Origin of the sequence: Paenarthrobacter aurescens (assembly GCF_041549525.1) — a bacterium.
GTDB classification, from domain to species: domain Bacteria; phylum Actinomycetota; class Actinomycetes; order Actinomycetales; family Micrococcaceae; genus Arthrobacter; species Arthrobacter aurescens.
Genome location: NZ_CP157456.1, coordinates 532,309 through 558,574, shown reverse-complemented (window position 1 = coordinate 558,574; position 26,266 = coordinate 532,309). Strand labels below are relative to the sequence as shown.

The 26,266-nt window shown below is 62.0% G+C and carries 24 protein-coding genes; 8 read left to right on the top strand and 16 right to left on the bottom strand.

Annotation, left to right across the window (positions count from 1 at the left end; genetic code table 11):
* Positions 1–29 precede the first annotated feature (29 nt).
* The 3 genes from ABI796_RS02770 to ABI796_RS02760 are packed head-to-tail and all read left to right on the top strand — an operon-like array spanning position 30 to position 2,967.
* Complete coding sequence (locus ABI796_RS02770; protein WP_141284677.1) at positions 30–1,088, top strand: iron chelate uptake ABC transporter family permease subunit; 1,059 nt, start codon at positions 30–32, stop codon at positions 1,086–1,088.
* A gap of 14 nt (positions 1,089–1,102) precedes the next feature.
* On the top strand, positions 1,103–2,149 hold the full coding sequence (fepG, locus tag ABI796_RS02765) for an iron-enterobactin ABC transporter permease (RefSeq protein ID WP_373092914.1): 1,047 nt from the start codon (positions 1,103–1,105) through the stop codon (positions 2,147–2,149).
* Positions 2,146–2,967, top strand: a complete 822-nt coding sequence (locus ABI796_RS02760; protein WP_141284605.1) for an ABC transporter ATP-binding protein — start codon at positions 2,146–2,148, stop codon at positions 2,965–2,967. Before fepG ends, ABI796_RS02760 begins: the two co-directional genes overlap by 4 nt.
* A 73-nt stretch (positions 2,968–3,040) precedes the next feature.
* On the opposite strand, the gene ABI796_RS02755 is transcribed toward ABI796_RS02760, so the two are convergent.
* Positions 3,041–3,463 carry a DUF3151 domain-containing protein gene (locus ABI796_RS02755; protein WP_141284603.1) on the bottom strand — a complete coding sequence of 141 codons (423 nt, stop codon included), beginning with the start codon at positions 3,461–3,463 and terminating at the stop codon, positions 3,041–3,043.
* Complete coding sequence (fbaA, locus tag ABI796_RS02750) at positions 3,463–4,482, bottom strand: class II fructose-bisphosphate aldolase (RefSeq protein WP_141284601.1); 1,020 nt, start codon at positions 4,480–4,482, stop codon at positions 3,463–3,465. Before fbaA ends, ABI796_RS02755 begins: the two co-directional genes overlap by 1 nt.
* A gap of 187 nt (positions 4,483–4,669) precedes the next feature.
* Between fbaA and ABI796_RS02745 the strand changes: the two genes are divergently transcribed.
* Positions 4,670–5,752, top strand: coding sequence for a hypothetical protein (locus ABI796_RS02745; RefSeq protein ID WP_141284599.1), 1,083 nt, complete (start codon positions 4,670–4,672; stop codon positions 5,750–5,752).
* Between the two features lie 14 nt (positions 5,753–5,766).
* On the opposite strand, the gene ABI796_RS02740 is transcribed toward ABI796_RS02745, so the two are convergent.
* A complete protein-coding gene (locus tag ABI796_RS02740; RefSeq protein WP_141284597.1) occupies positions 5,767–6,465 on the bottom strand; it encodes a TrmH family RNA methyltransferase in 699 nt (232 codons plus the stop codon).
* Between the two features lie 46 nt (positions 6,466–6,511).
* Positions 6,512–7,483, bottom strand: coding sequence for a hypothetical protein (locus tag ABI796_RS02735; protein WP_141284595.1), 972 nt, complete (start codon positions 7,481–7,483; stop codon positions 6,512–6,514).
* A 261-nt stretch (positions 7,484–7,744) separates the two neighbouring features.
* Here ABI796_RS02735 and ABI796_RS02730 point away from each other — a divergent pair, with 261 nt between their 5' ends.
* Genes ABI796_RS02730 through ABI796_RS02715 form a run of 4 tightly spaced genes read left to right on the top strand, consistent with a single transcriptional unit; the run spans position 7,745 to position 11,238 of the window.
* Positions 7,745–8,566 (top strand): HAD-IIA family hydrolase, encoded by an 822-nt coding sequence (locus ABI796_RS02730; RefSeq protein WP_035761154.1) that lies wholly within the window; start codon positions 7,745–7,747, stop codon positions 8,564–8,566.
* A 12-nt stretch (positions 8,567–8,578) separates the two neighbouring features.
* Complete coding sequence (locus ABI796_RS02725; protein ID WP_141284593.1) at positions 8,579–9,292, top strand: tyrosine-protein phosphatase; 714 nt, start codon at positions 8,579–8,581, stop codon at positions 9,290–9,292.
* An 11-nt stretch (positions 9,293–9,303) separates the two neighbouring features.
* Complete coding sequence (locus ABI796_RS02720) at positions 9,304–10,506, top strand: sensor histidine kinase (RefSeq protein ID WP_141284591.1); 1,203 nt, start codon at positions 9,304–9,306, stop codon at positions 10,504–10,506.
* 48 nt (positions 10,507–10,554) lie between these two features.
* Complete coding sequence (locus ABI796_RS02715; RefSeq protein WP_141284589.1) at positions 10,555–11,238, top strand: response regulator transcription factor; 684 nt, start codon at positions 10,555–10,557, stop codon at positions 11,236–11,238.
* A 13-nt stretch (positions 11,239–11,251) separates the two neighbouring features.
* Here ABI796_RS02715 and ABI796_RS02710 read toward each other — a convergent pair whose 3' ends face one another.
* The 12 genes from ABI796_RS02710 to uidB all read right to left on the bottom strand — a co-directional run bounded on the left by ABI796_RS02710 (position 11,252) and on the right by uidB (position 25,970).
* The gene (locus tag ABI796_RS02710) at positions 11,252–11,752 is read right to left on the bottom strand and encodes a hypothetical protein (protein ID WP_141284587.1); all 501 of its coding nucleotides are present in this window, start codon (positions 11,750–11,752) and stop codon (positions 11,252–11,254) included.
* A gap of 185 nt (positions 11,753–11,937) precedes the next feature.
* A complete protein-coding gene (locus ABI796_RS02705; protein ID WP_141284585.1) occupies positions 11,938–12,852 on the bottom strand; it encodes an ABC transporter permease in 915 nt (304 codons plus the stop codon).
* Positions 12,849–13,826 (bottom strand): ABC transporter ATP-binding protein, encoded by a 978-nt coding sequence (locus tag ABI796_RS02700; protein WP_141284583.1) that lies wholly within the window; start codon positions 13,824–13,826, stop codon positions 12,849–12,851. Before ABI796_RS02700 ends, ABI796_RS02705 begins: the two co-directional genes overlap by 4 nt.
* Positions 13,827–13,935: 109 nt before the next feature.
* Positions 13,936–15,060 carry a thioesterase domain-containing protein gene (locus ABI796_RS02695; RefSeq protein ID WP_141284581.1) on the bottom strand — a complete coding sequence of 375 codons (1,125 nt, stop codon included), beginning with the start codon at positions 15,058–15,060 and terminating at the stop codon, positions 13,936–13,938.
* Positions 15,061–15,075: 15 nt separating this feature from the next.
* Positions 15,076–15,648: an orotate phosphoribosyltransferase gene (gene pyrE / locus ABI796_RS02690; protein ID WP_141284579.1), complete on the bottom strand. Its 573-nt coding sequence runs from the start codon at positions 15,646–15,648 to the stop codon at positions 15,076–15,078.
* 5 nt (positions 15,649–15,653) lie between these two features.
* Positions 15,654–16,637 (bottom strand): LacI family DNA-binding transcriptional regulator, encoded by a 984-nt coding sequence (locus tag ABI796_RS02685; protein ID WP_141284675.1) that lies wholly within the window; start codon positions 16,635–16,637, stop codon positions 15,654–15,656.
* 40 nt (positions 16,638–16,677) lie between these two features.
* Complete coding sequence (gene mmsB / locus ABI796_RS02680; protein ID WP_141284577.1) at positions 16,678–17,961, bottom strand: multiple monosaccharide ABC transporter permease; 1,284 nt, start codon at positions 17,959–17,961, stop codon at positions 16,678–16,680.
* Between the two features lie 5 nt (positions 17,962–17,966).
* Complete coding sequence (gene mmsA, locus ABI796_RS02675) at positions 17,967–19,496, bottom strand: multiple monosaccharide ABC transporter ATP-binding protein (protein WP_141284575.1); 1,530 nt, start codon at positions 19,494–19,496, stop codon at positions 17,967–17,969.
* A gap of 104 nt (positions 19,497–19,600) precedes the next feature.
* A complete protein-coding gene (chvE, locus tag ABI796_RS02670; protein WP_174754569.1) occupies positions 19,601–20,725 on the bottom strand; it encodes a multiple monosaccharide ABC transporter substrate-binding protein in 1,125 nt (374 codons plus the stop codon).
* A gap of 327 nt (positions 20,726–21,052) precedes the next feature.
* Entirely contained in the window at positions 21,053–23,314 is a 2,262-nt protein-coding gene (locus tag ABI796_RS02665; RefSeq protein WP_141284571.1) for a gluconokinase, GntK/IdnK-type, read from the bottom strand.
* Positions 23,304–24,533 (bottom strand): D-mannonate dehydratase ManD, encoded by a 1,230-nt coding sequence (gene manD, locus ABI796_RS02660; RefSeq protein WP_141284569.1) that lies wholly within the window; start codon positions 24,531–24,533, stop codon positions 23,304–23,306. The genes ABI796_RS02665 and manD overlap by 11 nt, the downstream gene beginning before the upstream one ends.
* Positions 24,534–24,611: 78 nt before the next feature.
* Positions 24,612–25,970, bottom strand: a complete 1,359-nt coding sequence (uidB, locus tag ABI796_RS02655) for a glucuronide transporter (RefSeq protein ID WP_141284567.1) — start codon at positions 25,968–25,970, stop codon at positions 24,612–24,614.
* Positions 25,971–26,266 lie beyond the last annotated feature (296 nt).

The window sequence follows — 26,266 nt, the reverse complement described above, 5'->3', positions numbered from 1 at the left end:
TCCCCTGCTGTGTCCCCTCTGACGGCGCCATGTCCCAAGTAGCCGCCCCCGCCCGCACCACTTCACGCGAAGCTGTCCGATCCGGCGTCGTCAATAAATCCCGCTGGCGGATCGCCTTCCTGGCCCTCGCAGCGGCGGTGCTTTTGGGGGCAATGATCCTGAGCCTGGGCGTGGGAGCAAAGTTCATTCCGGCCACCACGGTCCTTGAAGCGTTCACCAACCCCCTGGACACGGCGGATCACGCGATCATCCTGCAGACCCGCCTGCCCCGCACTCTGATGGGCATCGCCGTCGGGATTTCCCTGGGTGTGGCCGGCGCGCTCATCCAGGCCATCACGCGGAACCCCTTGGCTGATCCGGGCATCCTGGGCGTCAACGCGGGTGCCTCGTTTGCCATGGTTATTGCCATCGGCGTCTTCGGAATCGGCTCCCTCAGCGGCTACATCTGGTTTGCGTTCATTGGCGCCATCCTCACCACCGCAGCTGTATACCTGATTGGCACCTCCGGCAGGAACGAGGTGAATCCCATCAGGCTGACCTTGGCCGGCGTTGCCTTGGGCGCAGTCCTCACCGGTATCGGGTCCGGGCTCACCCTCCTGAACCCCAAGGCTTTTGACCATCTGCGCTCGTGGAGCATCGGCTCGTTGGACACCCGGAGCATGGAGTCCGTGCTCACCGTGGCCCCTTTTATGGCCGCTGGATTGATCATTGCCCTGTTCTGCGTGAGCGGGCTTAACGCCGTTGCACTGGGTGACGACCTTGCAACGTCCCTCGGTGCCAACGTCAACCGCACCCGCATTCTGGGCGTCGTGGCCATCACCCTCCTCAGTGGAGCAGCCACCGCCGGAGCAGGCGCAATCGGATTTGTGGGGCTCATGATTCCGCACGTGGCCCGGTGGATTGTTGGCCCGGACCAGCGCTGGATTTTGGCCTCCACGGTTTTGCTGGCGCCCATCCTGCTCCTGGTATCCGATGTGGTGGGCAGGATCGCCGCTCCCGGCGAACTCCCGGTGGGCGTAGTAACGGCCTTCATCGGAGCGCCGGTACTCATTGCCTTGGCGCGGCGACGAAAGGTGAGCGGACTGTGACGCGGCTGGACCCCATGAGCCGCGTCAGTTCCGGCCGCCCAACCTTCCTGCTCCGCAATGGATCATTGAGCCTCCGGTTCGACGTCCGCAGCATCCTCGTCTGCATCCCCTTGATCCTCGCCGCGCTCACTGTGGCCGTCATCAGCCTGGCCACCGGCGATTACGACGTCACCGTGCAACAAGTCCTCCAGGCCTTCACCGGTGACGCCCCTGGCCTGGCCCAAACAATCGTCATGGAATGGCGGCTCCCCCGCGTCCTCTCGGCATTGGTGTTCGGTGCGGCCCTGGGAATGAGCGGCGGGATCTTCCAATCCATGACCCGCAACCCGCTGGGCAGCCCGGACATCATCGGCTTCAACACCGGCGCTTACACAGGTGCGTTGATCGTGATGCTGACGCTGGGCGGCGGCTACTTTGGCATCGCCGCAGGAGCCCTGGTTGGCGGCATCCTCACAGCCTTGGCCGTCTACTTGCTGGCCTACAGGCGTGGTTCCCAAGGTTTCCGGCTGATCATTGTGGGCATCGGCATCAGCGCAATGCTTGCAGCACTGAATCATTGGCTGATCCTGCAAGCGGAGCTTGAGGCCGCCTTGGCGGCAGCTGTTTGGGGAGCCGGGTCACTCAACGGCATCACTTGGGAGCAAGCGGCGCCCGCCGCCGTCGTGGTTGTTGTGGTGGGCGTGGCCACGCTGGCGGTGGCGCGCCGGATGCAGTTGCTGGAAATGGGCGACGACGCCGCACGCGCCTTGGGCGTCCCGGCGGAACCCACACGTTTGCTGCTGCTCATCCTGGGCGTAGCGCTCACGGCGGCAGTCACGGCCGTGGCGGGGCCCATCGCTTTCGTGGCGCTGGCGGCTCCGCAGCTTGCGCGTCGCCTGACCCGCAGCGCCGGCATCACTTTGCTGCCGTCCGCGGCCATGGGCGCCTTCCTCCTGGTGGCGAGCGATCTCGCGGCCCAGCGCCTGTTTGCTCCGATCCAGTTACCCGTTGGTGTTGTGACGGTGTGCATCGGCGGTATCTACCTCGTCTGGCTGCTGGCCAGGGAAGCAAGGAAATCATGAGTTCTCTCACCACTGCCCCGCAACTCCATGCCGAAGCGCTGACCATCGGCTACGAGCAACGCATCATCTCCGAGAACCTCAATGTGCGCATACCTGAGGGAAAGTTCACGGTGATCGTGGGGCCCAACGCGTGCGGTAAATCCACGCTCCTGCGCGCCCTTGCCCGGCTCATAAAGCCCCGCAGCGGGCACGTACTGCTGGACGGGAAATCCGTCACCTCGCTGCCCGCCAAGGAGCTCGCCCGCCGGCTGGGGCTCCTTCCGCAGTCCTCCATCGCCCCCGACGGCATCACGGTGGCCGATCTTGTGGCCCGCGGAAGATACCCGCACCAGAAACTGCTGCGGCAATGGTCTGAGGCTGACGAGATCGCAGTGGTTGACGCCATGGAAGCCACCGGCGTCGCGGCTTTGTCAGCCCGCTTGGTGGACGAGCTGTCCGGCGGCCAGCGGCAGCGCGTCTGGGTGTCTATGGTCCTTGCCCAGCAGACCCCGCTGATGCTCCTGGACGAGCCCACCACCTTCCTGGACATTGCGCACCAGATTGAGCTGCTGGAACTCTTCCGGGAACTCAACCTGGACAAAGGCCACACCCTGGTTGCCGTGCTGCACGACCTCAACCACGCCAGCCGCTACGCAGACCACATCATCGCTATGAAGGACGGAGTGGTGGTGGCCGAGGGCGCTCCCACTGACGTCATTACCGAATCCCTAGTGGAGGAAGTGTTCGGGATGGCCTGCCGGATCATTGACGACCCCGTAACCCACACTCCGCTGGTGGTTCCGCTGGGGCGGCCGAGGCACGCGGCGGTCACGGACTAACGTTTTAAACCACGACGGCGACCCTCGCCTTTTGGTGGGGGTCGCCGTCGTTGTTTGCTTGCTTGGATCAGCCCTAGCGGGCTTCGATCGCCGCCTTGGCCTTGGGGTCGGAGTCGTTCAGGAACTTCTCGATCCGTTCAGGCTCTTCAGCTTCGCCGATTGCCGAGGCTGCCCGGCCCAGAGCATAGAGAGCACGCAGGAAGCCCTGGTTGGGCTCGTGCTCCCACGGGATGGGTCCCACTCCGCGCCAACCGTTGCGGCGCAGGGAGTCCAGGCCGCGGTGGTAGCCCACGCGGGCGTAGGCGTAGGACTCGATAGTCCGGCCTTCGGCCCAGGCTTCCTCGGCAAGGATGGCCCACAGCAGCGAAGATGTGGGGTTCTTGGCTACGAGGTCCAGCGCTTCATTGCCGAGCGCCAGGTGCTGGTAGATCTCGGTTTCGGCGGGCAGGAGGGTGGGCTCCGGCCCCATCAGGTTTCTGCGGAATTCGTCGGACATCAGAAGGTCTTGCCAACCGATCCGAGCTGCTGTGCGGCTTCGACGATGCGCGCGGCCATACCGGCTTCGGCCGAAGCGCCCCAGACGCGGGGATCGTAGGTCTTCTTGTTGCCCATTTCGCCGTCGACCTTCAGGACGCCGTCGTAGTTGGAGAACATGTGGCCGGCCACCGGGCGGGTGAACGCGTACTGGGTATCGGTGTCGATGTTCATCTTGATCACACCGTAGGAAACGGCGTCAGCGATTTCCTGTTCCGTGGAGCCCGAACCGCCGTGGAACACCAGATCGAACGGGTTGTCCTTACCGATCTTGGCGCCTACCTCGGACTGGATCTGCTTGAGCAGTTCCGGGCGGAGCTTGACGTTGCCCGGCTTGTACACGCCGTGCACGTTGCCGAACGTCAGTGCGGTCAGGTAACGGCCGTTTTCGCCGGCACCCAGGGCCTCGATCGTGGCGAGGGCGTCCTCGGTGGTGGTGTAGAGCTTCTCGTTGATTTCGTTCTCAACGCCGTCTTCTTCGCCACCAACGGTACCGATTTCAACTTCCAGGATGGTCTTGGCAGCAGCGGCGCGTTCCAGCAGTTCACGGCCGATGCGCAGGTTCTCCGAAAGGGTCTCGTGCGAGCCGTCCCACATGTGCGAGTTGAAAATCGGGTCCTTGCCGGCCTTCACTGCTTCCTCGGAAGCGGCCAGCAACGGCAGGACGAAGTCCGCCAGCTTGTCCTGCGGGCAGTGATCCGTGTGGAGGGCGATGTTGACGCCGTAGCTCTTGGCAACTTCACGGGCGAACGCGGCGAAGCCGAGGGAACCGGTCACCATGTCCTTGACCGAAGCGCCGGACCAGTAGGCTGCGCCACCGGTGGAAACCTGGATGATGCCATCGGATTCGGCCTCGGCGAAACCGCGGATCGCAGCGTTCAGAGTCTGCGACGACGTCACGTTGACCGCGGGGAAAGCGAATCCGCCAGCCTTTGCGCGGTCGATCATCTCGGAGTAAATCTCTGGGGTTGCAATGGGCATGGTGACTCCTATGCTGAATTCGTCTGTGGGTTGGTAACCCTGGAGTAGACCGCTTACGGCTAGCACCCATCCTAGCGATATCCACCGGCACGCCGTGTTTCGGGTCACTGAGAGCCTTAACACTTTCGCGGGGTTCACATCCCACCTACCCGCCGGGATTCATCGAAACGGTGGATATACTGCGGGAATGGAGATCCCGCCGAGTGCAAACAATCAGCCCCGTCTGGCGCCACCCCTGCAGCAGCAGGGCGGTTCTTTCCCCGAAGGGAAACCCGGGCGGAAGCGGAACATTATTATTGCCATCGCAGCGGGCGCAGCGGTGGTCCTCACCGCGGCAATCCTTGCCTTGGTTCTCTTGGTTTTACCGCTGTTCTCACCGGACCGGGGCATGAGCGCCACAGCTGGAACATACTTTCAGGCCCTGATCGACGGAGACGGAGAGAAAGCCCTGAGCGTCTCCGATCCCGGCGTCCCCGAGAATGAAAAAGCACTCCTCCAGAACAACGTTTACAAAAGTGCAGGACAGCGCATTGACGGTTACCGGATCCTGGACGCAAGATCCGATTTTGTCACTGCCGAAGTCACCCAGAACGGCCGCAAGCAGGACATTCTTTTGAGGATGACCAAGTCACGGGAGGGCGAGTGGAAGGTCGGACCCAAAAACTTCCAGAAGATCCGGCTCAGTTCCGGCCGTCCCGTGGGGCCGTTCACTGTGAACGGCGTGGTTGTTGCTGTTCCTGACTCCGGAACCGCTGCCAGTGATTCCCTGCTGATGCCGGCCTTCCCCGGCGAGTACACCCTGGGCATTGCCGGAGACAAGTACACAACGGCAGAAGAGCAGAAGGCCTTGATCAGCATTGACCGGGCGATTTCCAAGAACAGCGAAAGTTTGAAAGTGTTACCCACCCAGCTGCTCCTGGACGAGACCCGGACACTTCTTGAGAACAAACGGACTGAATGCAGTGCGTCCGCTCCGGCTACTATCGCCGAAGCGACGCGTCGTGGCTGTTCCGGGTTTGGGATCTCCGAATACCGACCTACCCGCAACGTGAAATGGACCCTGGAGAAGGAGCCCACCTTCACTCTCCTTCGCGGCGAGGACAGTTGGATCATTCAGTCTGCGCAATCGGGCGCGGCTTCGGTGAGCTACGAAGTGAACAGCGGCCGTGACGACGCCCCGCAATGGGAGCCGAAGGTTGAGCTTGTAATACCCAGAGCCTCAGGTGAGATCCAGATTGTTGACGGGAAAGCCACGCTCAAAGATCGGTAGAAGCAAAAGCTTGCCTAGCTGACAGCTTGCTGGAACACGTGGCGGCGGACCCAGGCGTGCATGGCAATGGCAGCGGCTGAGGCGGCGTTCATGGACCGTGTGGAGCCGAACTGCTCAATGGAAAGCGTGGCGACGGCGGCATCGTGCACCTCGGGCGTGAGGCCGGGGCCTTCCTGGCCGAACACCAACACGCAGTTCCTGGGGAGGTCGTACGTTTCCAAGGGCACCGAATCGGGGAAGATGTCGATGCCGATCACCGCAAGCCCCTCCCCCTCAGCCCACTGGACAAAGTCTTCTACGGTGGGGTGGTGGCGGACGTGCTGGTAGCGGTCGGTGACCATAGCCCCGCGACGATTCCACCGACGTCGGCCAATGATGTGGACCTCCTTGGCGAGGAACGCGTTGGCCGTGCGCACCACGGTTCCGATGTTGAGGTCATGCTGCCAATTCTCAATGGCGATGTGGAAATCGTGCCGCTTTGAGTCCAGGTCCGCCACGATCGCCTCGTGTTTCCAGTACCTGTACTGGTCCACAACATTGCGGCGGTCACCATCCCTCAACAGGTCCGGGTCCCAGTGCTCGCCTTCGGGCCACTCACCGTCCCAGGGCCCGACGCCGACCTCAGGTTTCGCTTCCGCTTCGCCTTCTGCCGTGGTCTCTACGGGGGTTTCGGCAGGCGTGGGCAGGGCCGTATTGGAGGGAAGGTCAGTCACCCCTCAACTTTAGCCCTGCCCGGTTACCCATTGTGTCCGCGGAAACTTAGACCATCTTCCACTTGTTGATGCGGTACGAGTTGCCCAGTTGTTCAAAGAGTCCGGGGTGCGCGTCCCAGTACGTCTTGTGTCCGCTGACGCCGAGCATTTGCGGAGTTCCCCACGGAGTCACCGAGAACAGGTTCACGGCCTGGATCTCTTCGCCGCGGGCGTTGGTGCAGGTAAAGCTGACCACCACAGCTGCGCCACGACGGAACTCCCTGATTTCCGGCATGCTGGTCTTGAAGTTGGAAGTGCATTTGTGGCCCACCAGGTTCTGGGGAAGTTCGCCGGCGGTCATCCCCTTGAAACGGGCCTCGATGTCCTGAATCGCTTTTTTGACCTCAGCAGGGTCCTTGCCGAACTTGCCTTCCTCGGACTCGGCAAAGAACGCATAGGCGAGCGCAATTCCGTCGCCATCCGTTTCCACAGTTCCCTGGGCCTTCTTCTGGATCTCCGCGCCCGTGGTGGGGTCCTTGGTGATGCCGAATGACTCGTCATGCGTCCACTCGGCCAGGTACTGGAAGGACGATTCGCCCGTGACCCACTTGCTGAACAGGGGATCTCCGTCCGCCGGAACGTTGCTGGGTCCAGCCAGGTCGTTCCAAACTGCCGGCAGGGGGATGGCGTCAGCAGGGATTTCCGAGGACGCCGAGGCCTCACCCGAGGGTTCATTTGAGGGCTCAGCCGACGGCTCGGCCGCTGCCTCCGATGCCTCCTGGGAGGACGTCACGGACGGGGATTCGACTGCCACCGGCTTGGTCATGGACGGGACCAGCCACGTGAACGTCACCACCAGCGCAATGATCACGACGACGGCGACGCCACCGAGGATGAGGAACAGGGACTTCTTGTTGTGGCCGCCCGGGTTCTGGCCGGGCTGGTACTGGTTGTACTGATCCTTGCCGGTCTCGTAGCGCGGCTGCGGCACGCCGTTCGGGTCATAGGGAGGCTGCGGCGCTCCGTTGTTGCTGCTCATGACAGGCCCTTTCACATGCGGTAAGTGGGGACCTGCTGGAGCGCGGCGGCGTCAAGAATCCACCGCGTCGATCCCCCGACCCACGGTGCTGGCACGCCAGCGCCGCAACCAGCGTAGTCCAGCTCAACGCACACGATGCAAGTCATATGAGTTATCCACATGGGCAGAACTTCCCACATAAGCGGGTTCCCGACATGTCCAGCCAACAGATTGATGGAAGACTAGGTTGCAGTGCACGAACAATCCCAGCCGGAGGCAAATATGGCAGAAGAAACCACGTCCACGTCGGTGTATCGCAATGGCCACGAAATCGAATGCTGGCTCACGGACATGGACGGCGTCCTGGTTCACGAAAACCAGGCAATCCCCGGTGCGGCAGAGCTCATTCAGCGCTGGGTGGACACGTCCAAGCGCTTCCTGGTTCTGACCAACAACTCCATATTCACGCCCCGCGACCTCGCTGCCCGCCTGCGCGCCTCCGGCTTGGAAGTCCCGGAAGAGAACATCTGGACCTCCGCGCTGGCCACCGCACAGTTCCTGAAGGACCAGGTTCAGTCCTCGGACTCGGGCAACCGCGCCTACACCATCGGCGAAGCCGGTCTTACAACTGCCCTGCACGAGGCCGGATTCATCCTCACTGACACCGATCCCGATTTCGTGGTGCTCGGCGAGACCCGCACTTACTCCTTCGAAGCGATCACTATGGCCGTCCGCCACATCCTGGCCGGCGCTCGTTTCATCGCCACCAACCCGGACGCCACCGGCCCCTCCAAGGACGGCCCCATGCCGGCCACCGGTGCCATCGCGGCCATGATCACCAAGGCCACGGGCCGCGAGCCCTACATTGTGGGCAAACCGAACCCCATGATGTTCCGCTCCGCCATGAACCAGATCGACGCCCACTCCGAGACCACCGCCATGATCGGCGACCGCATGGACACGGACATTGTGGCCGGCATGGAAGCGGGCCTGCACACGGTCCTGGTACTCAGCGGCATCACGCAGCGCGAAGAAATCGTGTCCTTCCCGTTCCGGCCCAACCAGATCCTGAACTCGGTGGCCGACCTGAAGAGCCAAATCTAAGAGGACAAAACCATGGCTGTGCTCAATCTGCGTCCCCTGGCCGGCGGCCGGATACTCAGGGGGAGCCAGCCGTTCGGTTTGGATGCCGCTGCAACATCAGGTTTCCTGGCGGAGCACGGCATCCAGGCCATTGTGGACCTGCGCAGCGAGCTTGAGCGCTCGTTGGTTCCGTGGCTGGTGCAAAACCACCACGACGCCGGAGGCGAGCCTGCCGCCGTCGCCCCGCCCGCCGTCGAACTCATCCATAACCCGCTGGACCCGAACGCCATAGCGGGCTCGCTCCAGTCCGTGGAAACGGCCGAAGACCTCGGCGACCTGTATCTGGGCTGGGTCCGGCTGCGGCCCGAATGGGTGGGCGATGCACTGCGACCTGTCGCACGTGGCAAACGCACGCTGGTTCACTGTTCGTTGGGAAAGGACAGGACCGGTGTGGTCTCAGCGATAGCTCTTCTGGCGTCCGGTGGAACCGAGGACCAGGTGGTGGCGGATTATGCGGCCACCACAGCCAACTTGCCGGACGTCCTGGAAGTCATGGCGGAAACGTGGCGGCTCAGCGTTCCCGCAACACCGGCAGAGTACTTTAGCCCCGAGCTCATGATCCTGCAGAGCCCGGAAGCCGCCATGCAGCACTTCTTGGCCGGCTTTGCGCAGGAGTTCGGCGACGCGCGGAGCTTCCTGCGTGAGGCGGGACTTACCGCCGTCGAGGTTGAATCGCTGGCTCTGTAATACTTGGGTGGATGAGTAGGACGAACTGGCTCGCTGACGTCAAACCCCTGCCCGGAGGGTGGGTTCTTCGCTCGGCCATCGTCATGGCAACCTTGCTATTCCTGGCATTGGGGATTCGCTGGCAGCAACACGATCTTTCGTCGTTTCAGGGATGGTTGGAGCTGGTAGTCCCGTATCTGCCGCTCCTCGCACTCCTTCTCGGAGCAACGCAGGCCGCTGTTGCGTGGTGTCTGTCCCTGGCCGTCATCATGGTGCTGGGTGGAGACGCGTCCCTTGTGGTGGCCATGATCTTCCCCACGATGGTGGTGGTTGCCTTCTGTTCCTTCCTTCTTCCGTGGAAGCTGGCCATCAATTTCTCGCTGTTCGTGCCGAGCGTCTTGCTGGGTTTATACATATCAACGCCGGAGATGGCCGACCAACCGGCGGTGCTGCTGGCGCTGGTGGTCTTCCTTGCGGCCGCGGCGTGGCGCAGCGTCAACGTCTACCGGCACCGCTACGAGCAAAGCACACACCACATCCGCGATTTGCAGGAGCAACAGGCGCAAGTCCGCAGTGAGGAACGAACCCGCCTCGCCCACGAGCTTCACGACATCGTGGCCCACGACGTGACCATCATTGCCATGCAGGCGCGACGGGCGGAGTTCGTGAACGACCAGGCGAAGACCTCCCAAATCCTGGAGGGCATCGGCAACGCGGCACAGCAGACGTTGCAGGACCTGCGCAGCCTGGTAACCCTCCTCAAAGACGAGGAAAGGGACCAGCCGGAAGGTGGTTTGCTGGATGCTCCTGCCATGTCCGGTGAAACCACCACCGCCGTTGGCTTGGTCCACGATCTCGACGGAGTTGTGGAAGCACTGGACCGCGCGGGCTTCAAAGTAAGCCTCGTCGTCGAAGGGGAAGTAGCCCGGATCCCGGCCAGCCTGCGCCAGGCGCTTCGCCGGACGGTTCGGGAAATGGGGACCAACGTCCTTAAACATGCTGACCCGTCCGGGGTGGTGGATCTGCGTCTGGCTGTAGGGGCCGATCGCGTACAGCTCGCATCGGAGAACACGGTCTCCACCGCCGAGCCCATCATGTCCTCCAGGACCGGGCTTGAGGCAATGAGTGCCCGCTGTGAAGTGTTCGGAGGATTCATGGACGTCGGCCTCAGCGAGGGGCGCTGGACCACCGCGGTGTCCATCCCTTTGGAAGGGCTGGCGTCTGCGGATGCCTAAGTGCACTTGTGGGAAGATTGGCTCGGATACTGACAGTGGGGGATCAGGATGACGCGAGTGTTGTTGGTGGATGATGAGCTGTTGGCCCGGGAGATTCTGCGGGATTATCTCTCGTCCGACCCGTCCATCGAAGTTGTCGGAGAGGCATCGGATGGGCGTGTGGCCGTGGTTCAGGCAGCCTCACTTCGGCCGGATGTGATCCTGATGGATATGCAGATGCCAGTGATGGACGGTGTTGCTGCAACTGCCCAAATCCATGCAGATTTCCCGGAAATCGCCATATTGGGGTTGAGCACCTTCTCCACCGATCGCTACGTGGTGGACCTGCTGCGGGCTGGAGCGTCGGGATACCTTGTCAAGGACACGCTGCCCAAGGAAATCACTGCCGCCATCCACACTGTGATGGCCGGCGAATCCGTACTGTCCGCCAAAGTGACGCGGCATGTTGTGACAGGACTCGCTGAGTCCGTTCCAGCTGAAGTCATTCCGGACCCCAAGCTAGTGGACGCGCTGACCAAAAAGGAGCTGGAGGTGATCCAGCTGCTTGGACGGGGAATGAGCAACCGCGAGATGGCTGCAGAGCTGTTCGTGACAGAGTCCACCATCAAAGCCCGGTTCGTGAACGTGATGGAGAAGCTCGGTGTGCGGGACCGGGTACAGATCCTGGTTGCCGCGGTCGAAGGAGGACTTGTGGACCTCAGCCCCAGTGCGCGTTCACGGCTGGAATCTTGAGGATCATGACGCCCTAGCTGCGTCCCAGCACCTCTTTGATGGGCCGAACCAAGCCTTCGGCGGCCTTCTCGATACCAGCGCAATCCACCCGGTCGAGGGCAGCTTCCGGATCACGGACCAGCTCGCCACCCCATCCCATTACCTCGTAATGGGCCAGGGAACGGGCCAATTCAAGCGGGGACTGCCACGCGCGGTTCAGGTTTGTCCGGGCAAACTCCTTGGCCTGCTCCACCGCTTCGGCGTGCTCCGTAACCCTGTAGCCGGCCACTGTGGAAAGCGCCGTCTCCAGGACAGCGGAACCGTTGGGCCGGGACGTAATGACCTGCCACGTCACTGTCGGCGCGGAGTCCTGCAGCCCTCGAATGGCTTGAAGGATCGCCCGGTGCCCGGACTTTTCAATAGCGTCGGGCAGCAAGGTCCCGGGACCTATCGGCAAGTGGTGATCATGGGAGTATCTCCGGCGTGGAGCCGAGCGAGCAACCAGCAGGTGCGCCGGGGCAGTGGCGGTCATCATGAGGGACTCCATCAGAGCAGCAGGGTGGTTACCGCGTAGGCGGCCAGGACACCGATCAGCAGAAGGGCTATGTTGCGGACGAGTTTCTTGGTGGCCAATGATTGGTTGCGCTTGTTGTCAGGCATGGTTTTCCTATCTGGAGAGACCCGATGAGCCGGGCCCGTGGACTAAGTGACGAGTTGGAGCTAGGCCGTCTCGTCGGAGGTCAGGGACTGTTGCAGGGAGACCCGTGAGCCGGTGCGCAGTGCGTTGTTCCGGTAAATCACGGTGGCCAGCCAGAACAGAGCGGGAATCGCTGCCACCGATATGCCGGCGGCCAGCACCATCTCCCAGGTGGACACGTCTTCGAGTGCGAAGCGCATCGGCATGAGGTAGGAGGAGAACAGAGGCACGAAGGACAGCCCCTCCATCCACGGGTTTCCCAGGTTCATTGGCAGGACGTAGAGAGAGACCACCAGCAGCACCATTTGCAGGACTGACAGAGGCATGACCGCTGTACCCAGGTCCTCTTGCCGGGAAACCGTGGAAGCGAGGGTCGTGTTCAAGGCCGCGAAAATCACGTAGCCCAGAAGGAACCAGAGGAGGAACCACAGCAGGCTCGGTCCCACAGCGACGTTGATGAGGGACCAGCCTCCCACCACGCTGAATCCCACCACGGCGGTTCCGCCGATTGCCAGCAGTTGGATAAGGGTGACCAGTCCTATGCCGATCATCTTTCCAGCCAGCAACGGGACGATCCCGATCTTGGTCAGCAGGATCTCCACGATCCTTGACGATTTCTCCTCCACCACCCCCGAGGTCAGGCTCGAGGCCGAGTAGACCAAGGAGGCCAGCAATGCGCTGATCATGGCAGTGGCGAAGATGGCCCGAGGATCGAAGCTCATTGCACCAGCCCCGCCCAGTGAGTCCACCAAGAACCATCCGCCGATCCCGGCAGCGGCGCCGGCGAAAAGGGCCAGAAGTCCTGTTGCCGTGAGTATGGTCCGGTTCCCCAGCCTGGTAAGGACCTCACGCCGGATGATCAGGCGCGTCTCGCGTAATCCACTGCCGGAAGAAGGACCCGCGATGCGGGTTGTGCGATCAAATGTTGTTGTGCTCATTGCGATACTCCAACTTTGTCGAGGGAGCGCTCCGCCCCCGGGCTGGTACCTGGATCTGACGACGAAATGAACTTTCCGGCGAGCAGGTCTGCCAAGGACCTTTGTGCGGACGCGATGCTCTTCAACCCGCCGTGCCGTTGCGCTGCTGCAAGGATTTCGCCGGGCACGTCCCGGCCTGAGCCGTCCACCGAGACGAGCACTGTAGTTCGGTCGGAGGCGGAAAACTCCACGTTGACGCCCCGGGCCATCGAGACTTCGGCGGCGAACGAATCTGCCGTGCGGGAGAAGCCGAGTCGCCAGCGGCTCTTTCCGTCATCCTGCAGTTCCACCACGCTGCCGCTCGCTGTCACTCGGCCGCGATCCAGAACGCACACCTTGTCGCAGAGGCGCTCAACGAGCTCAAGTTGGTGTGAGGAGAACAGAACCCCCACGCCCCGGTCGGCTTGCTCCCGGATGAGCCGGGACATCGTTTCGACAGCGATGGGGTCCAACCCCGAGAAGGGCTCGTCCAGCACCAGCAGTGCGGGATTTCCAACCAAGGCGACGGCCAACTGGACGCGCTGCTGATTTCCCAAGGAGAGGTCCTGGACTAATGCCTGCTCGCGGGCTTGGAGGCCGAGGGACACGATGAGTTTGTCTGCGACCTCACGTGCGGCCTCGGTGTGGTGCCCTTCCAGCAAAGCGAAGTGAATGATCTGGTCCCGCACCGGCATCTGGGGGTAGAGGCCGCGTTCCTCGGGCATGTAACCAATGCGTCGCCGGTCCTGAGCCCTGATGGGCAACCCTTCCCAGGTAACTTCTCCTCGATCCGGGGTCAGCAGACCAAGGATCACGCGCATGGTGGTGGTTTTGCCTGCACCGTTGCCGCCGATGAATCCCACGATCTCCCCGCGATGGACCGTGAGGTCCACATCGTGGAGGACCCTGCGGTCACCGAAGCTGCGGCTGATGCCCGTGAGCTGTAGGCCGTTCATACTTCGCTCCTCGAAATTCGTTCTTATTTCCTGTCAAGAACGACGCTACGGAGGATCGGGTATATCCACCCTGTACTCGAGTACAGAGCTCACTTGTACAAAAGTTCACCTAGACCGGGCGGATGACCTTGCCATTCGGCTCTTGGTATGACGGCTCCCGGGGCTCGGGCGGGAGCGGTTGCAGCTCGTCCTGGACCCGTTCCAGCAACGGCCGGTAGATGCTGCCGTTCCACTGCGGGCTGGCGTGGGCGGGCCGGGCGCCTTCTGTGCTGAGCGTGGGCATGACCATGTTGGCACCGAAGACCTTGCTCCACCCCGCGCGCGCCGACTCGTAGTCCACGGTGCCGTCCTTGGCGTTGCCGATGAACGCCATCTTGGCTCCCCCGATTTTTCCGGCCAGCCGGAGGCCGTCAAAGTGGTAGATGTACGCCGACTCCGTCTGGATCAGCACGCTGGAGGGTGCGATCGGTGAGAGTTGCTCCAGGCTTTGATCGAGGATCTGCCGCCAGGTGCGCTCGTCCTTGTGCGCCACACGCTCCCCCAGCTCGTAGCCGCCGCGCAGGACTGATGGGATGCGAAAGCCGTTCTCGTAAAGGAACACCACGCCGTCGAACCAGCTTTGGTCAAGCACGTCAGCGCGGTTGAAGGGGCTCGAATCCAGGACGATTAACTGCGTCTCGACGCCGTGCAGCTCCAGCAGGCGGGCAGCGACTTGGGTGGCGAGCATTCCGCCGAAGCTATGGCCGTAAAAGTACAGCTTCTCCAGTCCCAACTCACGGACGTGGAGGATGATTTCGCGGACCACCTCGTCCACGTCCAGTCCCAGATTGGAATACCCGACGGCGGCAAGGCGGCCCCGCTGATGCAGCGCCGGACGGAGCGAGTTGAGGATCCATTGGGCCTCTTCCCAACTGGTTTTGTAGCCGGGAAAGAGGATCCAACTGGCCTTGGGAAAGTACAGGTCCGAGTACGGATCAGGGACACGGAGGATCTTGGTGGACCGCCGCTCGGCCTGGACGCGCCGGGTGAAGAGCATGTCCGCGGCGAGCGCCCCGGAAGCTCCGGCGGTGATGAGGAAGTTACGGCGGGACGTCTTCTTCAGCCGGGCAGCGTGGGGCAGGATCCGGGCCCATGAGCCCGGATCCTCTGATTGCTCCGGTTCCGTACTCACCGGCGCGGGGAGGTTTTCGTTCACCTCCGGCGGTGCCGGGAGCTTGCCTACCTGAACGTCCACGCAGCAAGCATAGGCTTAGTCGAGGCCCAGTTCATCCTTGCCGAATGCGAAGAGGTACGGCACACCCGTTTCGGCTTCGATCTTCTCTTTGGCGCCGGTGTTGCGGTCCACAATGACGGCCACGGCCACTACGTTGCCGCCCGCCTTACGGACACCTTCGACGGCGGTCAGTGCGGAGCCGCCGGTGGTGGACGTGTCCTCGAGGACCACTACGTTGCGGCCTTCAACCGAGGGGCCCTCTACCTGACGGCCCATGCCGTAGGACTTCTGGGCCTTGCGGACAACGAAGGCGTCCACGGCACGGCCAGCATCGGCAGCAGCGTGCATCACAGCGGTACCCACAGGGTCCGCACCCATGGTGAGCCCGCCGGCGCACTCAACTGACACACCGGCGTCGTCGATCATTGCCAACATGACCTGACCCACCAGCTTGGAGGCCTCGTGATGCAAAGTGATGCGGCGGAGGTCAATGTAGTAGTCCGCTTCCTTGCCGCTGGAGAGGATCACCTTGCCGCGGACCACCGCCAGTTCTTTGATGAGTTCAAGAAGGCGGGCGCGGGCAGCAGCAGTATCAACGGAGGAAGTCATGGCTCCTAGTTTAGTGGGGCCGCGGTGGTGGCGCGGATCACCAGCCGGGGGGTGACAATCTGATCGCCTGTTCCGCCGTCCCCGTCCAGTTGCTGCAGGACCGCTTCCATGCAGCGGCGGCCGAGTTCCTCAAAGTCCTGTTTGATGGTGGTCAGCGGGGGCATGAAAAATTCAGCCTCGGGTTGGTCGTCGTAGCCCACCACGCTGATGTCACCGGGGATGCGGAAGCCGGCTTCCTGCACGGCTCGGAGGACACCCACCGCCATTTGGTCGTTCGCAACGAAAACGGCCGTGACGCTGTGCTGCTCAATGAGATCCAGCCCGGCACGGTAACCGGACGCCGCGTCCCAGCCACCTTGGAGCAGGACGTCGGCGCCTAAACCGGCCTTCGCCAGGGACTCCTGCCATCCATTGATGCGCTCGGCGGCGTCAATCCAGTGCGGCGGCCCGGAAATGTGGGCGATGCGGCGGTGGCCCAAGCCAATCAGGTGATCGACGGCGAGGCGGGCTCCCAGCCGCTGGTCCAAAGACGCACCCGTCAGCTGGTTGCCCGCGCCCGCCCCCACAGCCACAATCGGCACGGAAAAGGAAACATCGTGCAGGGCTGCCAGGACATCCGGGTGCGGGACCAGAATGACGATCCCGTCCACGGACTGGTTCCGGAAATGGGCAATGGCGTCGTTGACGCTCTCGTCCGTCACTTCCCGGAGGTTGGCAATACTGACGAAGTACCCCGCTTCCCGTCCCGCTTGCTCCACCCCCAGGAGGGTATTCGCCGGACCGAACTGGCCTGTCTCGCAGGCAAGCACACCGATGGTCCGGGACCGCCGGGTCACCAGGCTCCGGGCTGCGGTGTTCCGGCGGTACCCAAGTTGTGCGATGGCTGATTCCACCCGCTGCTTGGTGCGGACACTGACGTTGGGATGGTTGTTCAAAACGCGGGAAACGGTTTGGTGCGAGACTCCCGCCATTTTGGCAACATCACCCATGACGGGAGGTCGCACCGCTCCCCCTGTGGACATGTGCGGGCTATTTCGCGTCGACCGCGACGGGCTCGGACGTGGCCGGTGTGGAGGTTTCGGTGGCAGGCGGCGTGGTCTTCCACTTGAAGCGACGGCCCATGGAGGAACCTCCACCGGAACCGGTGCGGTTCTTGTTGAAGATGTCGAAGCCGACGGCGAGCAGCAGCACCAGGCCCTTGATGAGCTGCTGGTAGTCAGTGCCCAGGCCAAGGATGGACATGCCGTTGTTGAGCACACCCATGATCAGGCCGCCGATCATGGCACCTGCCACGGTTCCGATGCCACCCTGAACTGCGGCGCCACCAATGAAGGCGGCAGCGATCGAGTCGAGTTCGAAGCCGGTACCGCCAGCGGGCTGTGCCGAGTTCAAGCGGGCCGTAAAGACCAGGCCGGCCAGGGCAGCCAGGACACCCATGTTGACGAAGAGGCGGAAGGTGACCTTCTTGGTCTTGATGCCGGAGAGTTCAGCGGCGTGGAGGTTTCCACCGATCGCGTAGGTGTGACGGCCAAAGATGCTGTTGTTCATCAAGGCCGAGTAGACGATCACCAGGACCGCAAGGACGATCAGGACAATCGGGGTACCGCGGTAGCTGGCCAAGAGGAAGGTGATGATGAGCATCAGTACTGCGATGAACCCGTTCTTGACGGCAAACCAGGCCATGGGCTCATTCTCGAGGTTGAACTTGCGGCGAACCCGGCGTTCCTTCAATGCCTGGAAAAGAATGGCTGCCGTGCCGCCGACGCCCAGGATCACTGTGAGCCATTCCAGGACGGACGTGCCACCGGAAATGTCCGGGAGGAAGCCGCCACCGAGCGCACGGAGTTCGTTGGGGAACGGGGTGATCTGCTGGTTCTTGAGGGTAATGAGGGTCAGGCCGCGGAAGATCAGCATGCCTGCGAGGGTGACGATGAAGGCCGGGATGCCCACATAGGCAATCCAGTAGCCTTGCCACGCGCCCACCAGCGCACCCACCAGGAGGCAGGCCGGGATGGCGAGCCACCACGCCCAGCCCCAATGGACGATCATCACGCCTGCGACAGCGCCGATGAAGCCTGCGATGGAACCCACCGAGAGGTCAATGTGGCCCGCGATGATAACCATGACCATGCCGATGGCCAGGATCAGGATGTAGCTGTTCTGGACCACCAGGTTGGTGACGTTCTGCGGCTGGAGCAGGATGCCGCCCGTGAGTACCTGGAAGAGAATGACGATCAGGATCAGGGCGACGAAAATGCCAACCTGGCGGAGGCGGCTTGTGAGGAAGCCAAGGGATTCTCTGAGGGCGGACATGTTCGCTATTCCTTCTCTTTGGTCATGAAGTGCATGAGGGTTTCCTGGGTGGCTTCGGCGATGGGGACTTCGCCGGTGATGTGGCCCGCGGACAGCGTGTAGATCCTGTCGCAAATGCCCAGGAGCTCCGGAAGCTCGGAGGAGATCACAATGACTGCCTTTCCAGCCGCTGCGAGCTCCGCGATGATGGTGTAAATCTCAAACTTGGCTCCGACGTCGATTCCACGGGTCGGCTCGTCCAGAATCAGGACGTCAGGGTCTGAGAACATCCATTTGCTCAGCACCACTTTTTGCTGGTTTCCGCCCGAGAGCTTGCCGGTGATGGCAGCAACGGAAGGAGCCTTGATGTTCATGCTCTTCCGGTAGTGGTTGGCTACGGTGGTTTCCTTGTTGCCGTCCACCCAGCCCCTCTTGGCCAGCTTGTTCAGCGCTGCCATGGAGATGTTCCGTTTGATGTCCTCGATCAGGTTCAGGCCGTAGTGTTTCCGGTCCTCTGTGGCGTACGCGATCCCGTGTTCAATTGCATCGGAGACGGTGGAAGTGTTGATTTCCTGGCCGTACTTGTAGACCTTTCCGGACACTGCACGCCCGTAGGTCCGGCCGAAGACGCTCATGGCCAGCTCGGTCCGGCCGGCGCCCATGAGCCCGGCCAGGCCTACTACTTCACCCTTGCGGACGTTGAGGCTGGCGTTGTTCACCACCATGCGGGAATGGTCTTGGGGGTGCTGGACGGTCCAGTCCTCAATGCGAAGGACTTCCTCGCCGATGTTGGGCGTCCGGTCCGGGTAGAGGCTCTCGAGGTCGCGGCCCACCATGCCCCGGATGATGCGTTCCTGGGTGATCTGGCCCTGGTCTAGGCGCAGGGTCTCAATGGACTTGCCATCGCGGATGATGGTGACGGCGTCAGCTACTTTGCGGATCTCGTTGAGTTTGTGGCTGATGATGATGCTGGTGACGCCTTGGCCTTTGAGGTGCAGGATGAGGTCCAGCAAGTGGTCCGAGTCTTCATCGTTCAGCGCCGCCGTGGGCTCATCCAGGATCAGGAGCTTGACCTCTTTGGACAGCGCCTTGGCGATTTCCACCAGCTGCTGCTTACCAACGCTGATGTGCTGGATGGGGGTGACCGGGTTTTCGCTGAGGCCTACCCGGGCCAGCAGTTTGGCGGCTTCAAGATTGGTTTTGCGCCAGTCCACCCATCCGTTCTTGGCAAGCTCGTTCCCGAGGTAGATGTTCTCGGCAATGGACAGGTAGGGGCTCAGTGCCAACTCCTGGTGAATGATCACGATGCCGCGCTTTTCGCTGTCCGTGATGCTCGAAAATTCGCAGGGCTCGTTCTCGAACAGGATGTCGCCGTCGAAGGTGTTGTGGGCGTAAACGCCGGACAACACCTTCATGAGAGTGGACTTCCCTGCTCCGTTCTCGCCGCAAATGGCATGAACCTCACCGCGGTTGACGTCCAGGGTGACGTCCTGAAGGGCTTTTACCCCGGGGAAGGTCTTGGTGATTCCTCGCATTTGAAGAATGGGTACGTTCATCGTCAATTCCCGCTGACTGGTTGGAACTTGGCCGGGCCGAGGACTCGGGCAGGCTCTAAGGGAGGCTGTGGCCCCTCCTGCTGCAGGAGGGGCCACAGACGTGGTTACTTGACGTCGGCTTCGGTGTAGTAGCCGGAGTCGATCAGTTCCTTCTGGAAGTTGTCCTTGGTGATGATGACGGACTTCAGGAGGAAGGCCGGGACAACCTTGACCTTGTTGTTGTAGGTCTTGGTGTCGTTGGTTTCCGGCTCGGTGCCCTTGAGCACAGCGTCAACCATCTTCACAGCCTGGGCCCCGAGCTGGCGGGTGTCCTTGAAGATGGTGGAGTACTGCTCACCGGCGATGATGGACTTCACGGAACCCTTTTCAGCGTCCTGGCCGGTGACTACCGGCAGGTTGCCGGTGGAGTAGCCGCCGGTGCTGGTCAGGGCGGAGATGATGCCGATTGACAGGCCGTCGTACGGGGAAAGTACGCCGTCCAGCTTGGTACCGGAGCTGTAAGCGGAGGTGAGGATGTCTTCCATGCGCTTCTGGGCTACGGGTGCCTGCCAGCGCAGGATTGCTGCCTGCTCAAACTTGGTCTGGCCGCTGGGAACCTTCAAGGTGCCTGCATCCATGTAAGGCTTCAGGGTGTCCATGGCGCCGGTCCAGAAGAAGTTGGCGTTGTTGTCATCCGGGCTGCCGGCAAACAGCTCAACATTGAACGGGCCCTTGCCCTCAACCTTGTTGCCGCTGGCATCAAGCAGGCCCAGGCCAGTCAGCAAGGACGTGGCCTGCTGGACACCCACGGTGTAGTTGTCGAAGGTGGTGTAGTAGTCAACGTTGGGCGTTCCGTTGATGAGGCGGTCGTAGGCGATGACCTTGACGTTCTGTTCCTTGGCCTTGGCCAGGACATCGGTCAGGGTGGTGCCATCGATCGCTGCGATGATGAGCGCCTTGGCACCCTTGGTCAGCATGTTCTCAATCTGGGAAACCTGCGTAGGAATGTCATCGTTGGCGAACTGGAGGTCTGTCTTGTAGCCAAGGTCCTTCAAGGACTTCTCAACGTTGGCGCCGTCAGCGATCCAACGCTCGGAGGTCTGGGTTGGCATGGAAATGCCCACCAATGAATCGCTGGGATTCGCACTGCTGCTGGACTCCGCAGTTCCACCGCGACTACCGCAGCCTGTGGCTCCGACGGTCAGGGTAAGGACAACCGCTACGGCGCCCAGGAGTTTCTTCAATCTCACGATGCTCTCCTTCCGCGGCAGCTCTGCCGCGAACTCTGATGCAGCCGGAGCATCTGCGCGTCCGGCACGGTGAAGCGTTTTGTGGTCTGCGGCCAGCTGGATGCCTCATGCCACGAAAGGTAATGCGAATGCCATTGTGAACGCTAACAATACCGCGGGTCAAGTGCCGCGGATCACAAAATGGTTGCAGCCTCCTACTGGGGGCCAAGGTCTTGACTTGAAACGTTGTTAGCGTTCACAATTGGCGTCCCCGCAGACAAATGAATCCATGCGCGAAAAGAAAAGCCCGGCACCGCCTCGTGGGCAGTGCCGGGCTGACGCTTCAGTTCAGAGGCGGGTGTCGAACGAATCGCAGAAGACGTTCTGGTTGAACGTTCCCTGGAATTCGGACTTCCCTTGGATCTTTTGGATGGTGGCGCGGATGGCCTCGCGCGTTGCCGCGTGTGCGTGAATGACGGTCCTGACCATGGGTACGTCGATCAAATGGTTCGGTTGGTTCAGTGAGACAAACACCGTGGGAACTTCCGTGGCGTACCAGGGAATCTCGGCCGCCATCGGCGAAGACCACTTGATCCGAATGGAAGCCTCCTGCGCAAAGCCTTTGACGTTGGCGAAGACGAAGGCGGCGTCGTAGCGCTCCGCGTAATCGCCCGTGGCCTCTTCGGACAGTACCCGCATGAAGTTCATGCCGGACTCCCCTGCTCCTTCGCGCTGCTCGGCAGTCTTGAACACACTGACCTCAAAACCTGCAGCTTCCAGCTCTTCCCGGACGGTGTCCAGGTACGCGAGCGGGTCAGCCCGCGTGAAGTCAGCGCCACCAGAAATGCCATAGAGGCGGATCCGCGGATGCGTTTGAGCTGAGATGGGCAAGTTACCCGCAGTGTCTTTCACCAGCGTGACGGTCTTTTCAGCCACTTCTGCAGCGATCTCACGGTGTGCTTCACTGCCGATCACCGCCAAGGCTTCGGCTGACGGCACCAACGATTCCCGGGAGGCGAGGTGCAGCCCGAGGCTCGCCTTCAAGCCAAGAATCCGCCGCAAGGCATCCTGCAAACGCCCTTCGGTGATCACGCCGGACTTATAGCCATCCAGCATGTAACCGAAGTCCTCCTCGGGGTTCCGGAAGAACAGGAACATATCGCAACCCGCTGCGATGGTTGCGGGCACCAGATCGCGCCGCTTCATGGCCTGCGTCAGGCCCACCATCAAGGAAGCGTCCGTGAGGACCAGCCCGTTGAAGCCGAGCTCGCCCCGCAGCAGGTCCTGTAACAGTTCCGGAGCCAGCGTTGCGGGCAACACCTCGGAATCCGCCAGGCCGGGACGGAAATGCCGGGACACCTCCGGCGCACCGATGTGACCCACCATGATCGACTGCACGCCGTGCCCGATCATCTCGCGGTACACGTGCCCATAGGTCTTGTTCCACTCGTCGTATCCAAGCGTGTTGTACGAGGTGACCACGTGCTGATCGCGCTCATCAATACCGTCGCCGGGGAAGTGCTTCATGGCGCAGACAGTGGGTGATTCGCTGATGCCGTCGAAGTACTCCTTGGCCCGTTCCACCACAATGTCCGGGGTGTTGCCGAAAGCCCGCGTGGAGATGACCGTGTTCCGCCAGTTGTAGTGGATGTCCACGATCGGCGCGAAGGCCCAGTTACAGCCCAGCGCAGCAGTTTCAACGCCGGCCACTTGGCCCATCTGCCGGGCAATGTTCTTATCGGGATGCGAACCGGCCTGCAGGTGGGTGGACACGAACGTGCCGTCGTCGCAGCTGCCTGCGCCGCCCATTTCCGGGTTGGACGCAATCAGCAACGGGATCCGGGTCTTGGACTGGGCGTAACGGATGTGTTCCTGCACGGCCGACGACGGACCGGGACGGTAGCGCATGCCGCCCACGTGGAAGTTCTCCAGCACGCCATCCAGGTACGCCGGGGAGTAATCATTGTTGTGGTTGATGAACAGCTGGCCGATCTTCTCTTCCAGCGTCATGGAGCCGATGGTCGCCTCCACCCACTCCACCGCGGCGTCGTCGAGGTTGAACGGGGCCGCTGTGAGGTCCACAAGGAACGATCCCTTGCCGCTCAAGGCCGAGGTCACGTCATCCACGATGTCCTCCACGGATTGGGCAATGTTCACAACCACCCCGCCTTCGTCGGACTGCAAGGGCTCCAGTGTTGCCAGTTGCGAATCCAGCAGCGAGGCCGGCATGAAGTGGCCGGGGCGGGCAGTCATGCGCGCGTTCAGCAGCTCGCGGGTCCCGTGCAGATGCACAAACACCACCGACGGATCGGCGCTCCGGATAATGTCCCGGTAGCTGCGCTTGAGCGCGCTGCACGCGATGACAAGTGAAGAGTCCGACGCCGGGAATCGCCTCCCGATTTCGGCCAACCATGGTGCGCGGTCGTCGTCGTTCAGCGGAGTACCCGAAGCCATCTTCTCGATGTTCGCCTGGGGGTGCAGCGAATCGCCGTCGAGAAATTCAGCGCCCAGACGCTCGGCGAGCGCAGCACCTACGGTGCTTTTCCCGCAACCGGCCACACCCATGACCACGATGTGGTGGCGAGCACCAGAATCTGATTTACCAGTCATGAACAGTGCCGTCCACGAGGCGGTTGTACGGCAGGTAGGCCTGCTGGTACGGGAAGGCAGCAGCGGCTTCTTCGTTGAATTCGACGCCAATGCCGGGGTTATCGCCGGGGTGCAGGTAGCCGTCCTTGAAGGTCATTGACTGCTGGAAGACCTCGTTGGTCTTGTCCGAGTGCTGCATGTATTCCTGGATGCCGTAGTTGTGGATGGCCAGGCCCACGTGGAGCTGGGCGGCGAAACCTACGGGCGAAATATCGGTGGGACCGTGGAAGCCGGACTTGATCTGGTACTGGGCCGCGAAGTCCATGACCTTCTTCAGCGGTGAAATGCCGCCAAAGTGGGTGGATGCAGCCCGAACGTAATCGATCAGCTGTTCTTTGATGAGGGTCTGGAAGTCGAACACGGTGTTGAAGATTTCGCCGATGGCCAGCGGCGTGGTGGTGTGCTGGCGGACCAGGCGCAGGCCTTCCTGGTTCTCGGCCGGGGTGCAGTCTTCCAGCCAGAAGAGGTCGTACGGCTCCAGCGCCTTGCCGAGTTTGGCGGCCTGGATGGGCGTCATGCGGTGGTGGCCGTCGTGCAGCAGCGGGATTTCCGGGCCGAATTCGTTCCGCACGGCTTCAAACACGGTGGGCAGGTGGCGCAGGTAGGCGCGGGTATCCCAGTCCTCTTCCTGCGGGAACGCGCCACGGCCGGCGGGCTCGTAGTCGTAGCGTTCACCCGAGGCCTGTGCCTGCGCGGCAACACCGTACACGGCTTTGATGCCGGGGATGGCGGTCTGGATGCGGATGGACTTGTAGCCCAGTTCCAGGTGCTCCCGAACGGAGTCGAACAGCGAGGGAATGTCCGCGCCGGACGCGTGGCCGTAGGCCCGCAAACCGTTGCGGGAAGCGCCACCCAGCAGCTGGTACACCGGCATCCCGGCGAACTTGCCCTTGATGTCCCACAGCGCCATGTCGACGGCGGCAATCGCCGCCATGGTCACGGGGCCACGGCGCCAGTATGAGCTGCGGTAGAGGAACTGCCAGGTGTCCTCGATCCGGTGCGGATCCTTGCCGATGAGCAGCTGCGCCACGTGCTCCTTGAGGTACGCGGCGACGGCCAGTTCACGGCCGTTGAGCGTGGCGTCACCAATGCCCGTCACACCGTCCTCCGTGGTGATACGCAAGGTAACAAAGTTACGGGACGGGCTGGTCACAAAGACTTCAGCGGCAATGATTTTCACAGCTTTTCCTTTCGGGAGGTGGCTGGTTGAGATTAAGTACGATTTTAGGTTGGATTGCATCCAGTGGCAACCGGTTGCCTAGTCTTTTTGGCTAACCTTCAAGGCCTCCTCGGAACGGCGAGCGCGGATCTCTCCCACAATCTGCGCATGCACCGCGTCCGTGAGCTTGTACTTGGCCATCACCGCTATGGCCAGAATGGTCATGATGGCGGGCAGCGCCCCGGCGGCGAATTGAATTCCCTGCATGGCTTCCGCGCTCTGAACCGTGCCCGACTTGTACCCGCCCACGGCGAGGCAATAGGCGGCCAGGGCGCCGCCCACGGCTTGGCCGGTCTTGCGGGTGAAGGAAAACAGCGCGTAGGTGATTCCCTCGGTGCGGACGCCGGTTTTCCACTCGCCATACTCCACAGTGTCGGCCTCCAAAGCCCACACCACGATGTTTACAGCCATGACGCCCAGCAGGCTGACCACCAGCCCGGTGAATCCAACCCAGACCATGGAGGGAGGAGAGAAGAAAACAATAGCTCCGCCCACCATGGAGAGCGCTCCGGCAGCCATATACACATTCTTTTTGCCCAGCTTGCGGACCAACCGCGGCATCAAAGGTGCAAGGGCCAAGGTCATCACCAGCTGGACTATGGCCACCACTGGAAACAGATCCAAGCGACCCAGCACATCGCGGAGGTAGTAGAGCTGAACGGAGGACAACGCCATGTAGCCGGTCAGGAAGAGGAACGAGCTCAGGCACAGCATGAGCAGCGGGCGGTTGGTCCTCAAGGTGTCCATGCTCTGTTTGAACGAAACGTTCGGAACAGTGCGGTGAACGCGTTCCCTGGCCGTGAGGACAGTGAAGAAGTACAACGCCGCACCGATCACCACGAAGGCCAGCGTGATGGTGGTGAAGGTGGCTTGGAGGTCGGCACCCGGCTTGATCAGTGGAGCAACGAAGATGCCCAGGGCCGAACCCACCAACAGTGCACCCACCGTGCGGGCGGATCCCAGCTTGGCGCGCTCCCCCGGGTCCTGCGTCATGGCCCCGGCCAGCGAGCCATACGGGATGTTGACCAGGGAATACGCCAACCCCAGGGCCGCGTAGCTCACATAGGCGTAGAGCAAGGTGCCCGTCTCACCCAATTGCGGCACGGAGAACGTGGCCACACTGAGGAGCAGGAGCGGAATGGAGCCGAACATAATGAACGGCCTGAATTTTCCAAAGCGTTTGCTGTAGGAGCGGTCAACCATACGGCCGGCGAAGACATCGGCGAACGCGTCAAAGATCCTCACCACCAGGAGAAGCGTGCCGGCCGCGGCCGCCGAAATTCCTGCGACGTCCGTGTAGTACACCAGCAGGAACATCGTGGCGGTGGTGAAGGCAAGATTGTTGGCGGCATCGCCGGCACCATAGCCGGCGATGCTGAGTTTGCTGAGCTTTTTCAATGCGGGCTCCTTTACCCTTCGCGTCATTGCGGTCCGAGCCGACTCGACAGTGGACTTCGCGGGGGGATTGAATCCCCGAGGGCGATCACTGGAAGGGGACCGGTTGTGCAGCTGATGTAACTCTAGTCACCTTGGCAAGCGTTTGGCAATCGGTTGCCTAAATATTTCATTGAAAGTTACACCAAATATCTCCCGTTGCGAGGCCCGCTCTGCGCCCTAAATTCACGCCAAGGCACGCAGAGCGGGCCCCACAACGCATGGGGAACCCACGTCCCAAACGCCAGCGGCGTTAAACG

Bases quoted from the DNA above. Each gene is read 5' to 3' on its own strand.
- ABI796_RS02770 (WP_141284677.1), top strand. From the start codon at position 30: ATGTCCCAAGTAGCCGCCCCCGCCCGCACCACTTCACGCGAAGCTGTC.
- fepG (WP_373092914.1), top strand. From the start codon at position 1,103: ATGAGCCGCGTCAGTTCCGGCCGCCCAACCTTCCTGCTCCGCAATGGA.
- ABI796_RS02760 (WP_141284605.1), top strand. From the start codon at position 2,146: ATGAGTTCTCTCACCACTGCCCCGCAACTCCATGCCGAAGCGCTGACC.
- ABI796_RS02755 (WP_141284603.1), bottom strand. From the start codon at position 3,463: ATGTCCGACGAATTCCGCAGAAACCTGATGGGGCCGGAGCCCACCCTC.
- fbaA (WP_141284601.1), bottom strand. From the start codon at position 4,482: ATGCCCATTGCAACCCCAGAGATTTACTCCGAGATGATCGACCGCGCA.
- ABI796_RS02745 (WP_141284599.1), top strand. From the start codon at position 4,670: ATGGAGATCCCGCCGAGTGCAAACAATCAGCCCCGTCTGGCGCCACCC.
- ABI796_RS02735 (WP_141284595.1), bottom strand. From the start codon at position 7,483: ATGAGCAGCAACAACGGAGCGCCGCAGCCTCCCTATGACCCGAACGGC.
- ABI796_RS02730 (WP_035761154.1), top strand. From the start codon at position 7,745: ATGGCAGAAGAAACCACGTCCACGTCGGTGTATCGCAATGGCCACGAA.
- ABI796_RS02725 (WP_141284593.1), top strand. From the start codon at position 8,579: ATGGCTGTGCTCAATCTGCGTCCCCTGGCCGGCGGCCGGATACTCAGG.
- ABI796_RS02720 (WP_141284591.1), top strand. From the start codon at position 9,304: ATGAGTAGGACGAACTGGCTCGCTGACGTCAAACCCCTGCCCGGAGGG.
- ABI796_RS02715 (WP_141284589.1), top strand. From the start codon at position 10,555: ATGACGCGAGTGTTGTTGGTGGATGATGAGCTGTTGGCCCGGGAGATT.
- ABI796_RS02710 (WP_141284587.1), bottom strand. From the start codon at position 11,752: ATGATGACCGCCACTGCCCCGGCGCACCTGCTGGTTGCTCGCTCGGCT.
- ABI796_RS02705 (WP_141284585.1), bottom strand. From the start codon at position 12,852: ATGAGCACAACAACATTTGATCGCACAACCCGCATCGCGGGTCCTTCT.
- ABI796_RS02700 (WP_141284583.1), bottom strand. From the start codon at position 13,826: ATGAACGGCCTACAGCTCACGGGCATCAGCCGCAGCTTCGGTGACCGC.
- pyrE (WP_141284579.1), bottom strand. From the start codon at position 15,648: ATGACTTCCTCCGTTGATACTGCTGCTGCCCGCGCCCGCCTTCTTGAA.
- ABI796_RS02685 (WP_141284675.1), bottom strand. From the start codon at position 16,637: ATGGGTGATGTTGCCAAAATGGCGGGAGTCTCGCACCAAACCGTTTCC.
- mmsB (WP_141284577.1), bottom strand. From the start codon at position 17,961: ATGTCCGCCCTCAGAGAATCCCTTGGCTTCCTCACAAGCCGCCTCCGC.
- mmsA (WP_141284575.1), bottom strand. From the start codon at position 19,496: ATGAACGTACCCATTCTTCAAATGCGAGGAATCACCAAGACCTTCCCC.
- ABI796_RS02665 (WP_141284571.1), bottom strand. From the start codon at position 23,314: ATGACTGGTAAATCAGATTCTGGTGCTCGCCACCACATCGTGGTCATG.